Source organism: Mongoliitalea daihaiensis (assembly GCF_021596945.1).
Classification (GTDB): domain Bacteria; phylum Bacteroidota; class Bacteroidia; order Cytophagales; family Cyclobacteriaceae; genus Mongoliitalea; species Mongoliitalea daihaiensis.
Genome location: NZ_CP063779.1, coordinates 3,926,818 through 3,940,656, shown reverse-complemented (window position 1 = coordinate 3,940,656; position 13,839 = coordinate 3,926,818). Strand labels below are relative to the sequence as shown.

Here is a 13,839-nt window from a genome sequence, read left to right as displayed (position 1 = left end):
GGTAGGAGACGAGATTTAAGAATCAAGAGACAAGAAACAAGAATCAAGAATCAAGAGACAAGAACCAAGAATCAAGAACCAAGAATCAAGAACCAAGAATCAAGAAACAAGACTTAGTTTTCCTTAAGTTAATCGATTTTTGTTACTACACTGCTCACTGCTCACTGTTCACTGCTCACTGTTCACTGCTCACTGCTCACTGTTCACTTACCGCTGGCAGCACGTGCGGGGAGGACGTTAGAAAACCGAAATTCTCTCACATGCTTCTCACAGATCTAGGAGATTAAACAGATTTTACTCATATTTATAATTTTAGATTTAGAACCAAGAACCAAGAATCAAGACTTAATTTTCCTTAAGATAACCTACTTTTGTTACCATAGATCAAACAGTTGACTGACAGCTGTTGACTTCTAGGTCTCTCACAGATCCAGGAGATTGAACAGATTTGACACGAATTGATGGTTTTATATTTGGACAGATAAAAAAGTCCTGAATGTTTATTTTAAGATTATCCGATAGCAGTACTGATGCGGGGAGGACGTCAGAAAACCGAGCCGGCGTGGGCCCTGCGGGCGGAAGGATTTTTCTGACTAGCGTTTTTGGTTACTTTTTGGGCGATGCAAAAAGTAACGACAATAAGAGTAAATAGCAGCAATATTCTAATTATCAATTAGTGCTTATAAATAACAAAAATCTTACAAAAGAGAAGTCTAGGTTTTTGGTCAGATTTAAAAACAATTACCTCCGTATCGGCTCGTAAAGCAATGATTTGCTTGAAGATAATCCAAGTGCGGGCCTTTGGATCGGGGTGTGTAACCAACCCCAGGTTACGCCGCAAAAACCCTAGAAAAAAGCAAACTTTTTCAGTTACAAACGCCCATTTAAAACTCTTCGACTTCGCTTAGCCACTGAGGCAGCTGTTACTGTTAACTAAACTACTATGACGAATAAAACCATTTACCTTTCCTCTCCCCACATGGGTTCGAAGGAACTTACATTAGTTACGGAAGCCTTTCACACCAATTGGATAGCTCCCGTAGGTCCGCATATTGACGCTTTTGAGAAAGAGTTGAGCAGCTATGTTGGAGGTAGTGAAGTAGCTGTACTTTCTTCAGGAACAGCTGCCATTCATTTATCCTTGGTACTTTTGGGAGTACAAGAGGAGGACTATGTGATTTGTCAATCCATGACTTTTTCTGCCTCGGCCAACCCGATTCGTTATCAGGGTGCCATCCCTATTTTCGTGGATTCGGAGGAAGATACATGGAATATGTGTCCCGAAGCTTTGGAAAAGGCTATACAAGGCTGTTTGACCGGAGACTTGCCAGGGCCTTGGACAGGTAAAGCACGGAAACCAAAGGCTATTATCCCGGTGCATTTGTATGGAGTGCCGGCAAAGATGAAGGAAATCATGGCGATTGCACAAAAATACGAAATACCCGTCATCGAAGACGCAGCCGAAGCCATGGGAGCACATATCCAAGGCAAACACTGTGGGACATTTGGTGATTTTGGTGTCTTTTCATTCAATGGGAATAAGATCATCACTACCTCAAGTGGAGGAGCTCTGATCTCTCCTTCTAAAGCAAGCATCGCCGCAGCTAAACACCTTGCTACTCAAGCACGGGACGAAGCACCACACTATCAGCATTCCAAAATCGGGTACAATTACCGCATGAGCAATGTATTGGCAGGCATCGGACGGGGGCAATTGGAGGTGTTGGATGAGCGTGTTCGGGCCAGAAGAGCCAACTTTGAGTTTTATCGTTCAGCGCTGCGCGAAATTCAAGGCATTTCTTTTTTGGAGGAATTGCCAGATTACTATGCCAACCGATGGCTGAGTTGCATCATCGTAGATCCTGCCAAGACTGGAGGAGTAGATCGGGAACAACTTCGACGGGCCATGCAGGAAGTGGCGATCGAGTCTAGGCCGTTGTGGAAACCTATGCACATGCAACCTGTATTCGAGAATTTCCCGTATTTCGGAAAGAAGGTTTCTGAGCTTTTATTTGAAAGAGGGCTGTGTTTACCGAGCGGATCCAACCTTTCTGAAGGGGATCTCGGACGAGTGGTAGAGGTGATTTTGAGTAAGGTCAATCCTTAACATATATCAATGGATCGTTTTTAATGCTTTGACAAGCTGTAATTTGCTAAAAATCAATGAATCATGTATGAAGTTAATTGTATTTTAAACACAAGAATATCACTTTTAAAACTTTTGATAAATTTATATCTAAAAAAAGTTAAATTTTAATTAGCTAATTCATAACTTTTGCTTATAATTATATCAGATAATCACCCCAAACAATACCATAACCATGTACATTTACGGAGCTTCAGGACACGGTAGAGTCATTATTGATATCATTGATAGTTATGAGAAAATCCATGGAGTTTTCGATGACGATCAAGATAAAAAAGAGGTATTGGGATATCCTGTAATGGGCCCTATTCCAGCCGATTATGTTTTTCAAAGCGATGTATTCATTGCCATCGGTGACAACAAAATAAGGAAAATGCTAGCAGATCGCTTGGCAGGCCGTGTAAAGTTTGCATCGATTATCCACGATTCTGTAATTTTCTCCAAGCGAGCCAACATTGGTGATGGCTGCGTGGTCATGGAAGGAGCGATTGTAAAAGTGGGTACTAGCATTGGTCATCAGACCATCATTAACTCTGGTGCTTCTGTTGATCATGATTGTATCATTGGTGATTTTGTTCACATTGCTCCACAGGCTACTTTATGTGGAGGGATAACAGTAGGAGAAGGAACCTTGATCGGTGCCAATTCAGTGATTCTTCCTGGAGTAAAAATCGGCAAATGGTGCACCATCGGAGCTCATAGTGTTGTGAATAAAGATATTCCGGATTTTAGCCTCTGGAGAGGAGCTGGAATTGTAGCACAGGTGAGTGTTTTGTAAGTGAAGTGAAAGGAGCGATGAGAGCCTGCCTAGGTTAAGCTAGGAGTTTAGGCTCAAGACGATAGACATTATTAGTTTTAACTTATTTTCTTGAAATACTATCTACTCTAATTTTCTGTCAAAATGAAAGAAAAAATTTCTCTCAACGTCTTTTTCTGGGTCGCTTTAAGCTTCTTTTCTGCACATCATAGTTTTGGTCAGAGTTTTCATAAATATCGGATACCGAAAACGGATGTTTTTTCGGTGGGTATTGGACCATCATTTATTTATTCCGACAACGCAGGAGATTTTAGAACCTTTACGTTCGAATGGAATCCGGCATTAACAGTTTCCTACACTAAACGTTTGGGTTCTCAGTTTGGCATTCAAACCAGCCTTGGGGCTCAGCAGTTAGTGACCAATGGTAGCACAAATCCAGGAATTCTTGCTCTTTGGGAAAGATCCGGTAGTGCAGCAAGATTCAGAGGAACAGCCATATTTGCGGACGTGGTTCCTATTCTTTATGTAATTCCGTACAAAAACCATTTTGAAAGACCTCAAGTTAACCTTTACGGTGGGCTAGGCATCGGGGTCATGCACGTCTTTCAAACCAAATTTTTTAGTATGAATTCAGATGAGCCAAAGTCGAAAGGCAACATCAGCACAGGATATATTCCGTTAAGAGGAGGGATATCTTTTAAGGTAGGTGCTTTAACCGATATTGCTTTAGAAGGAACAGTATTATTTACTTTTAGTGATAACCTAGATGGGAATGCCAATTACAATAGTTACAATGATTACTTGGCACAGGCCCAGATTACGTATAAACGTTTCTTTAATTTCAGAAAAGAATAATTATTAGGAAATGAGCTTGCTTACGGTGAGGCGAGAAGCGAGCTTGCCTACCTTAAGGTAGGAATCGAGCTTGCCTATCTTGAAGTAGGAGGCGAGCTTGACTATCTTGAAGTAGGAGGCGAAATTTAAGAAACAAGAATCAAGAACCAAGAATCAAGACTTAGTTTTCCTTAAGTTAATCGATTTTTGTTACCATAGACCAAACAGATGACTGACAGCCGTTGACTCCTAGGTCTCTCGCAAATCTAGGAGATTGAACAGATTTGACACGGATTGATAGTTTCATATTTGGACAGATAAAAAAATCCTGAATGTTTAATTTAAGATTATCCGATAGTAGTACTGATGCGGGTGGGACGTCAGAAAACCGCGCCGGCGGTGGCCTAGAGCGTGGAAGGATTTTTCTGACTAGCGTTTTTGGTTACTTTTGTGGCAATGACAAAAGTAACGACAATGGAAGTAAAAATCGTACAATCTCTTACCTCCATTCAAAAATTATAAACATACCAAAAAGATCATATTAAAGTATTACATTAAAAGATAATCTCGTCCGTATCGGCTCGAAAAACGCTCTTTAGCTCGAAGGCAATCATCCTGCGAGCCTCTGGTTTCTGGAGGCGATCCCTGTCCCCGGGTTGCGGTGTGAGGAGATGTCAGTGTATAAAATTATTACTGTAACACCTTACCCGGGGTTAATAGATATTTAAGCCCTTCAGGCTTATGGGGATTTTTGAGATAGATTTGTTTACTACCAACCGCTGGTAGCACGAGCGGGGAGGAGGTCCAAAAACTCTCGCAGAAAGCGCAGAAATCGCGGAAATAAGATTTTGAAGGGTATATGAAGCCGTTGGTAGCACGTGTGGGTGGGACGTCAGAAAAACCGTAAACCTCTCGAAGATCTAGGAGATTGAACAGATTTGACACGGATTGATGGTTTTATATTTGGACAGATAAAAAAGTCCTAATTTTATCTTGTTACTATTAGCCGTTGGCAGTACTAGCGGGCGGGAGGTCAGAAAACCGGGCCTGCGTGGGCCACGCGGGGAGAAGGATTTTTCTGACTAGCGTTTTTGGTTACTTTTTGGGCGATGCAAAAAGTAACGACAATGAAAGCAAGTAGCATTAATCATTTTGGTTCAAATTGAGCTAATAAATCCCTAAAAAAATCTATTCACCTAGAAGATTGCAAATCTAGAAAACACTGATCTAAAGATAATTACGTCCGTATCGGCTCGAAAAATGCTCTTTAGCTCGAAGGCAATCACCCTGCGAGCTTCTGGTTTTAGGATATGATCCCCATCCATGGGTTAAAACCCCATGGCAAAAATGTCGGTCGTGGCTAAGCCACTTAATGCTAACTTACATTACAATTCATAGATTAAAATCTACCCCAAATGATCGCTAGAAACATTCATTCCTCATTCCAAATTTGAATCACCGTTCATTGTACATTTATAGTACCTTCTTATTTTTTATTCTTCACCACCAAATTTTTAAAAAAAATTCAAGAATAATTTCATTAAATAAGTTTGTATGATTACATTATCACTTCAATTGTCGTCTATTTATTTCTTAGTTTCATTTAAACCATTTTTTCTATGGACTTTTTAAGGAGACTTACCATACTGCCAAGGTGGATCATTGGCGTATTGGATGCGGGATTCTTTTGGCTTGCTGGGCTTATCGGCTACCTCACGCGGTTCAACTTTGAGTTGGATGTTGTAATGGCCAACGATGTTTTCCTAGGAAGCAGCATCTTTATGGGTGCGGGTATTTTAATGATGTTGTTTACCCATAGTTATCGGGGTATAGTCCGTCATACAGGGTTCAAAGATGGGGTTATCATCGCTCAAACTATACTTTATGCTGCTGCATTGCTGGTATTACTCAACATTCTGAGCGTGAGGTTGTTTGATCACAGCTATTTGGTTCCCACTTCTGTCCTGATCATTGCATCACTTACTTCTATTTGCTTATTGGTATTTTATCGACTGGTAGTCAAAGAGTTATTTGTGTACGTGCGAAGTACAGAGTCAATGCCGACAACCAAAAAAGGGGTCATATTTGGTGCAGGAGAAGCAGGAATCATCGTGAACAATGTCATCAAACGTGATCGAGATACTCTGTTAAATATTGTAGCATTTTTAGATGATTCGATTAATATGGAAGGAAAAATCCTTCATGGGAAGACCATATACAGAGGCTTGGATAAACTTGAATTTCTTCTAGAAAAGTACGGTATCACAGAACTAATCATAGCGATCAAGGACCTTCCGATAGCTCGCAAGCGGGAAATTATCGATGAATGTTTGCGTCTTAATATCCATGTCAGCACTATGCCACCGGTGGAACAGTGGATCAATGGTAATCTGGATGCCAAGGCTATCAAAGACGTGAAGATTGAGGACTTATTGAGTCGTGAGCAGATTGCTATCAATAATCCGCAAGTTCAAGAAGATTTACAGGGGAAAGTGATCTTGGTAACGGGGGCTGCTGGTTCTATTGGCTCTGAATTATGCAGGCAAATCATACAATATCAACCGAAAGATTTGATTTTGTTGGATCAGGCGGAATCTCCACTCTATGACATGGAGCAAGAATTAAAGGAGTCAGGTATATCGCATCCTTTTCGAGTGATTTTAGGGGATGTGCGTGATCGGAAAAAAATGCAGCAGTTATTCCAACAGTACAAGCCTCAAATAGTATTTCATGCAGCTGCGTATAAGCATGTACCGATGATGGAGAATTATCCGGAGGAGTCTATGAAAACCAATATTTTGGGAACCAAAAATGTTGCGGACTTATCAATAACCCATCAGGTAGAGAAATTCGTGTTTGTCAGTACAGATAAAGCTGTAAACCCTACCAATGTAATGGGTGCTACCAAGCGTGCGGCTGAAATGTATGTGCAATCCTTGAGTATGTTCCTAGAAAAAAACCATTCTGTCAAGCATACCAAATTTATCACCACACGATTTGGAAATGTATTGGGATCGAATGGTTCTGTAATTCCTTTATTCAAAAAACAGATTCAACGAGGAGGGCCTGTAAGTGTCACCCATCCGGATATTACTCGTTATTTTATGACCATACCGGAGGCCTGTCAGTTGGTCTTGGAAGCTGGCGTGATGGGCAATGGAGGTGAAATTTTTATCTTTGATATGGGGCAGCCGATCAAAATTGTAGATTTGGCCAAAAAGATGATTCAATTGAGTGGTAAGAAAGTCGGCGAAGATATAGAAATCGTATTTAGCGGACTGCGGGAAGGGGAGAAGTTATACGAAGAACTGCTGAATAATTCAGAGTTTGTTAAAATCACCCATCATCCACGGATAATGATTGCCCAAGTAGCACCTGGTGAATATTATAAATTGGAGAAGCAAATAAATCTATTTGAAGAGTTGATTGAAAAAAGCGTAGAAAATGACATGGTTTCTCATTTAAAAAAGATAGTTCCGGAATTTATCAGCAAGTCTTCACGTTTCGAGATATTGGATAGACTGAACTAAGCTTCTTATGAGTACCAATCGTGTGTTGATCATCGATGAGATGCATCTGTCAATAATTTCTTTGCTTGAAAGTCGTGGCTGGCTTGTGGATTACCGCCCCGATATTGGAAGATCTGAAATTTTGGAAATTTTGGGCGCCTATGTTGGAATGATTATCCGATCAAAAACTGTCATTGATCGACAGCTGATTGAAGCAGGTGGAGCCTTGAAATTTATAGGGAGGGCAGGAGCTGGTTTGGATCAGATTGATAAAGAGTTTCTTATAGAAAGGAATATTTCACTATTTCATGCTGCCGAAGGTAACATGGATGCTGTGGCTGAACATGCAATTGGTGGACTGTTGGCAGTATTGAATAAATTATCGCAGGCGGATGCAGAAGTTCGGAAGGGAGTTTGGAGACGGGAAGCCAATCGAGGAGTGGAATTGCAGGGAAAGACAGTAGGCATCATTGGCTTTGGAAATATGGGTTCTGCTTTTGCTAAGCGTTTGCAAGGGTTTGATGTGCAGGTTTTGGCCTACGACAAGTATAAATCAGGATTCGGTACAAGCCATGTTCAGGAGGTAAGTTTGAATCATGTTTTTGAGCATGCGGATATTTTATCCATACATGTGCCGCTGACCTTTGAAACTGCCAATTTTCTAGATCAGTCATTTTTCCGACAATTTCATAAACCAATTTTTTTTATCAATACCGCGAGAGGGGAGTTGGTTTCTTTTGATACCCTCAACTGGGCTTTTGATCAAGGAATATTAAAGGGGGCAGTCTTGGATGTCTTGGAAAATGAAAAATTCCAAACGTTCACCTCGGAGCAGCAGGCTTCCTTTGCACGGTTGGCTGACCGCTTGCAGGTAGTGTTCAGTCCACATGTGGCAGGCTGGACGGTGGAGTCTTATGAAAAGATTAATCAGGTTTTGGTACAAAAAATTTCACAGGAATTTAACTACTGAGAGAAGCATCAAATGCAGTCAAAATCTGTGTTTGATTGTTTTATGATTGGGAATTTTATATATTTGTACATCATATAGCAAAATATGTAGAGGAAACGGTTTCCATATGGGAGCCGTTTCTTCTATTTTTCATAGCAAGTAAAAGAATACGAACATGGGAAAAATTCAGTATTACACGGAAGAAGGCTTGAAGCGTCTAAAAGATGAGCTTCAGGAATTAAAGACTAAGGGAAGGTCCGATATCGCCAAACAAATTGCGGAGGCTAGAGATAAAGGAGATTTGAGCGAAAACGCGGAGTACGACGCTGCGAAGGATGCCCAAGGTTTGTTGGAATTGAAGATTGCCAAGTTGGAAGAGGTAGTAGGCAATGCCCGCGTCATGGATAACTCCAAAGTAGACACTTCCAAGGTAGGGATTTTGAGTACTGTCAAAATTAAAAATGTCAAAAATGGCATGACAGTGGCTTACACGTTGGTTTCGGAGGAAGAAGCAGATCTGAAGGCAGGAAAAATTTCCTTAGGTTCTCCATTTGGGAAGGGCTTGGTTGGCAAGACAGTAGGTGAAATTGCTCAAATCAACGCGCCGGCGGGCGTTTTGGAATTTGAAGTTTTAGATATTTCGTATGATTAATTATCAGTCCCGATGAAAATTCATCGGGATTTTTTATTTTTATCCCATGGCTAGTATTTTTACAAAAATCATCAATCGCGAAATCCCTGCACATGTTGTGGCAGAGGATGCTCATTACATTGCCTTTTTGGATATCATGCCCTTATGTAAGGGCCATGTATTGGTAGTGCCGAAGCAAGAGGTAGACTATATATTTGATTTAGAGGATGAGGTGCTTGCAGGTCTCCATGTGTTTGCAAAAAAGGTAGCAAAGGCAATAGATAAAACCATAAAATGTACTCGAGTTGGAGTAGCAGTGATTGGTTTGGATGTACCACATGTACATGTACACCTCGTGCCACTGCGGACTATGGATGATATCAATTTCACCCGACCCAAGCTGAAACTCACTTCTGAGGAATTGGCTGAAATAGCGGAAACCATTAGAGGAGGATTTTAGGGGAGAAGCGAGCTTGCCTACCGTGAGGCAGGAGGCGAGAAACGAGAAGCGAGAAGCGAGAAGCGAGAAGCGAGAATTAAGAATCAAGAATTAAGAACCAAGAACCAAGAATCAAGAAACAAGACTTAGTTTTCCTTAAGATAATCGATTTTTATTACTACACTGTTCACTGCTCACTGCTCACTGCTCACTGTTCACTTACCGCTGGTAGCACGTGCGGGGAGGACGTCAGAAAACCGAGCCAGCGGTGGCCCTGCGGGCGGAAGGATTTTTCTGACTAGCGTTTTTGGTTACTTTTTGGGCGATGCAAAAAGTAACGAACATGTAAGTAAAAACCGTACCATCTCTTACCTCCATTCAAAAATTATAAACATACCAAAAAGATCATATTACGGTAATTCCATTTAAAAGACAATTACCTCCATATCGGCTCGAAAAACGCTTTTTTGCTCGAAGGCAATCATCCTGCGAGCCTCTGGTTTCTGGAGGCGATCCCTGTCCCCGGGTTGCGGTGTGAGGAGATGTCAGTGTATAAAATTATTACTGTAACACCTTACCCGGGGTTAATAGATATTTAAGCCCTTCAGGCTTATGGGGATTTTTGAGACAGATTTGTTTACTAACAACCGCTGGTAGCAGGTCCAAAAACTCTCGCAGAAAGCGCAGAAATCGCGGAAAAAAGATTTTGAAGGGTATATAAAGCCGTTGGTAGCAAGTGTGGGTGGGACGTCAGAAAAACCGTAAACCTCTCGAAGATCTAGGAGATTGAACAGATTTGGCGCAGATTTATAATTTTAGATTTAGAACCAAGAATCAAGAAACAAGAATCAAGAGACAAGACTTAGTTTTCCTTATGTTAATCGATTTTTGTTACTACACTGTTCACTGCTCACTGTTCACTTACCGCTGGTAGCACGTGCGGGGAGGAGGTCAGAAAACCGGGACGGCGTGGGCCCTGCGGGGAGAAGGATTTTTCTGACTAGCGTTTTTGGTTACTTTTGTGGCAATGACAAAAGTAACGACAATGAAAGCAAGTAGCTTTAATCATTTTGGTTCAAATTAAGCTAATAAATCCCCAAAAAAACCAATTCACCTAGAGGATTGGAAATCTCGAAAATATTGATTTTAAGACAATTACGTCCATATCGGCTCGAAAAACGCTTTTTTGCTCGAAGGCAATCACCCTGCGAGCCTCTGGTTCTAGGACATGATCCCCATCCATGGGTTAAAACCCATGGCAAAAATGTCGGTTGTGGCTAAGCCACTTAATGCTAACTTACATTGCAATTCATAGATTAAAATCTACCCCAAATGATCGTTAGGAACATTCATCCCAAATTCATCATTCCTAACTGTTCACTGCTCACTGTTCACTTACCGCTGGTAGTGCTTGCGGGGAGGAGGTCAGAAAAACCGAAAGCTTCTCGCAGAAAGCGCAGAAATCGCGGAAAAAAGATTTTGAAGGGTATATAAAGCCGTTGGTGTTACTTGCGGGGAGGAGATCAGAAAAACCGTAAACCTCTCGCAGATCTAGGAGATTGAACAGATTTTACTCAGATTTATAATTTTAGATTTTAGATTTAGAACCAAGAATCAAGAAACAAGACTTAATTTTTCTTAAGTTAATCGATTTTTGTTACTACACTGTTCACTGTTCACTGCTCACTGTTCACTTACCGCTGGTAGCACGTGCGGGGAGGAGGTCAGAAAACCGAATTCTCTCTCAGATCCAGGAGATTGAACAGATTTGGCGCAGATTTATAATTTTAGATTTAGAACCAAGAATCAAGAAACAAGAATCAAGAAACAAGACTTAATTTTCCTTAAGTTAATCGATTTTTGTTACTACACTGTTCACTGCTCACTGCTCACTGTTCACTTACCGCTGGTAGTACTTGCGGGGAGGACGTCAGAAAAACCGAATTCTCTCACAGATCCAGGAGATTGAACAGATTTGGCGCAGATTTATAATTTTAGATTTAGAACCAAGAATCAAGAAACAAGAATCAAGAAACAAGACTTAATTTTCCTTAAGTTAATCGATTTTTGTTACTACACTGTTCACTGCTCACTGCTCACTGTTCACTTACCGCTGGTAGTACTTGCGGGGAGGACGTCAGAAAAACCGAATTCTCTCACAGATCCAGGAGATTGAACAGATTTGGCGCAGATTTATAATTTTAGATTTTTTCAGATAAAAAAATCCTGAATGTTTATTTTAAGATTGTCCGATAGTAGTACTGATGCGGGGAGGAGGTCAGAAAACCGCGCCGGCGTGGGCCCTGCGGGGAGAAGGATTTTTCTGACTAGCCTTTTTGGTTACTTTTGTGGCAATGACAAAAGTAACGACAATGAAAGCAAGTAGCATTAATCATTTTGGTTCAAATTAAGCTAATAAATCCCCAAAAAAACCAATTCACCTAGAGGATTGCAAATCTCGAAAATATTGATTTTAAGACAATCACGTTCGTATCGGCTCGAAAACCGCTTTTTAGCTCGAAGGCAATCACCCTGCGAGCCTCTGATTCTAGGATATGATCCCCATCCATGGGTTAAAACCCATGGCAAAAATGTCGGTCGTAGCCAAGCCACTTAGCACTAACTTGCATTGCAATTCATAGATTAAAATCTACCCCAAATGATCGTTAGGAACATTCATCCCAAATTCATCATCCCAAATTCATCATTCCTAACTCCTAATTCATCATCCCAAATTCATCATTCCTAATTCCTAATTCATCATCCCCCTCATTCATTCCAAATTTGATTAACCATTTACCTGTTAGTTTTTCCAAACCTTGATGGTTTCCTGATGGTCGTTTTGGAGGATTTGTATGATGAGGAGCCCTTTAGGGAAGGATTCGATGTGGGGAGCGAGGTTAACTTCTATACCAGGATCCTGAATGCTTAACTGTACGTGTTCCCCCCGAGTAGAAATGAGGTTGATTAGCAGAGGTTCAGAGTTTTTTCTTCCCATAGAGCGAAGGATGAGTGCCTCTCCTTTGACTGGATTGGGAAAGGCCATCCACCCTTGGCTTATTTGTGTTGCATTGGCAATCTGGGTCGAAATGACTGTGGAGAACATAGCCTTGTTAGGACTGTCCTGGTATTTGATTCGGTAATAAATGTGCCCCTGTACAAAAGGAAGTCGTGTATCGACAAAGGTATACTGGGTTGCGGTTTGAGTAAATCCATTCGATTGAAACTCATGAATGGTTTCAAACTGTAGAGCCGCATTACTCGCACGCTGTACGGTAAAAGTGCCAGGTAAAAACTCTTGTTCTGTATGCCAAGAGAGTTTTACAGACTGAGTAGTAGGATTGTAGAGTCCTTGAAAATTTTCTATCGCATAGGATAAAATCAACGACCAGTCTACAACTTCGCTTACAGAATTGCTACATCCTTGACTATCAGTAACAAATATTTCATAACTGCCGTTTCCCAAGTTTTCTATGGTGTAACTAGGGTCAAAGCCACTATGCGTTCCATTGAAACCTTCGGCACTGCTCCAAGTAACCGTGTAGGGCCCTGTTCCGCCACTTGCAGTAACGGTAATGGATCCAGTGTTTTGCCCTAGCTTGGTAGGGATCACTTCGATGTTGATGGTAATAGTTGGAATAGTAATGTCTCGAACAATGATATTGGTACCTCCAATGGCGTCAGTAACCCTCAAACTTACCGTGTAAGTACTGACAGCTGGAAAAGTATGTACGGGGTTCGCTTCTGTAGAGGTTGTGCCATCACCAAAATCCCATAAGTAAGTATATTGACCAATTCCTCCACGTGATTCACTTACAAAACTCACAGTTCTGTCGCATGCTGCAGCACTAAAATCAATGATAGGAATTACGGGAAGTGGGACTTCAAAACCTTGAGGACTTGAAAAACACTGCGCATTATTTCCCGTTTCTGTGATGGTTGAACATGCTGAGTTGGAGTTTGTGATCCAGCGGATTAAAATGTTTCGAATGGATAATGTTTCCCCCCAAGTAAAGGTAATTTCTCTTACAAAAACACTAGTGCCAAATGGAAGTGGTGTATTATTAGCTAAACAATCCCTGAGACGTCCACCTTCATTGATTTTAGTCTCACCGATGAAAATATCATAAAAAATCGCTGTTGAAAAGGCATTTTCTGAATTACTGGCATTGATGGTGATAAAGAGCCTTGCATTAACCTCTTCACCTAATTCAAAGGGGCTAGTGCTTGAAAAGGGATTTCCATTCAAATCTGTCACCTCAAAGCCGGCCACCGTCACATTGTTTTGCCCACAGTTTTGCGCAAGTATTGGTTGGGCATACAACCAGGTTGTAAGCCACATGAATACACTTGCGATATGCTGGATGTTCCATTTCATACAATGAAATTTTGGGCTCTTTTCTCTGTAAAAACCGCATTCCTTATCATAAATTTATCAATAAATAATTCAAAAAAAAATTGGTTTTATTAAGTGGTAGAGGGAGTGAAAAAACTTAGTTTGAAAATCGTTTCAAAATACTTTTTTAAGTATTCAATACTCAAAAAACAATTTTTGAATTAAAAATGAGTGATTT

The 13,839-nt window shown here is 40.9% G+C and carries 8 protein-coding genes; 7 read left to right on the top strand and 1 reads right to left on the bottom strand.

The window, feature by feature from the left end; genetic code table 11:
• Nucleotides 1-943: 943 nt before the first annotated feature.
• From IPZ59_RS16775 to IPZ59_RS16745, 7 genes are all read left to right on the top strand, one after another.
• A complete protein-coding gene (locus IPZ59_RS16775) occupies nucleotides 944-2,107 on the top strand; it encodes a DegT/DnrJ/EryC1/StrS family aminotransferase (RefSeq protein WP_236137201.1) in 1,164 nt (387 codons plus the stop codon).
• A 214-nt stretch (nucleotides 2,108-2,321) separates the two neighbouring features.
• A complete protein-coding gene (locus tag IPZ59_RS16770; RefSeq protein ID WP_236137200.1) occupies nucleotides 2,322-2,924 on the top strand; it encodes an acetyltransferase in 603 nt (200 codons plus the stop codon).
• 123 nt (nucleotides 2,925-3,047) lie between these two features.
• A complete protein-coding gene (locus IPZ59_RS16765) occupies nucleotides 3,048-3,758 on the top strand; it encodes a hypothetical protein (protein WP_236137199.1) in 711 nt (236 codons plus the stop codon).
• A 1,598-nt stretch (nucleotides 3,759-5,356) separates the two neighbouring features.
• A complete protein-coding gene (locus IPZ59_RS16760; RefSeq protein WP_236137198.1) occupies nucleotides 5,357-7,267 on the top strand; it encodes a polysaccharide biosynthesis protein in 1,911 nt (636 codons plus the stop codon).
• A gap of 7 nt (nucleotides 7,268-7,274) precedes the next feature.
• Nucleotides 7,275-8,216 (top strand): NAD(P)-dependent oxidoreductase, encoded by a 942-nt coding sequence (locus tag IPZ59_RS16755; protein ID WP_236137197.1) that lies wholly within the window; start codon nucleotides 7,275-7,277, stop codon nucleotides 8,214-8,216.
• Nucleotides 8,217-8,370: 154 nt separating this feature from the next.
• Nucleotides 8,371-8,847, top strand: coding sequence for a transcription elongation factor GreA (gene greA / locus IPZ59_RS16750; RefSeq protein ID WP_236137196.1), 477 nt, complete (start codon nucleotides 8,371-8,373; stop codon nucleotides 8,845-8,847).
• Nucleotides 8,848-8,893: 46 nt separating this feature from the next.
• Nucleotides 8,894-9,286: an HIT family protein gene (locus tag IPZ59_RS16745; RefSeq protein WP_236137195.1), complete on the top strand. Its 393-nt coding sequence runs from the start codon at nucleotides 8,894-8,896 to the stop codon at nucleotides 9,284-9,286.
• Nucleotides 9,287-12,068: 2,782 nt separating this feature from the next.
• Here the strand turns inward: IPZ59_RS16745 and IPZ59_RS16740 are convergent.
• The gene (locus tag IPZ59_RS16740) at nucleotides 12,069-13,643 is read right to left on the bottom strand and encodes a PKD domain-containing protein (protein ID WP_236137194.1); all 1,575 of its coding nucleotides are present in this window, start codon (nucleotides 13,641-13,643) and stop codon (nucleotides 12,069-12,071) included.
• Nucleotides 13,644-13,839: the final 196 nt, after the last annotated feature.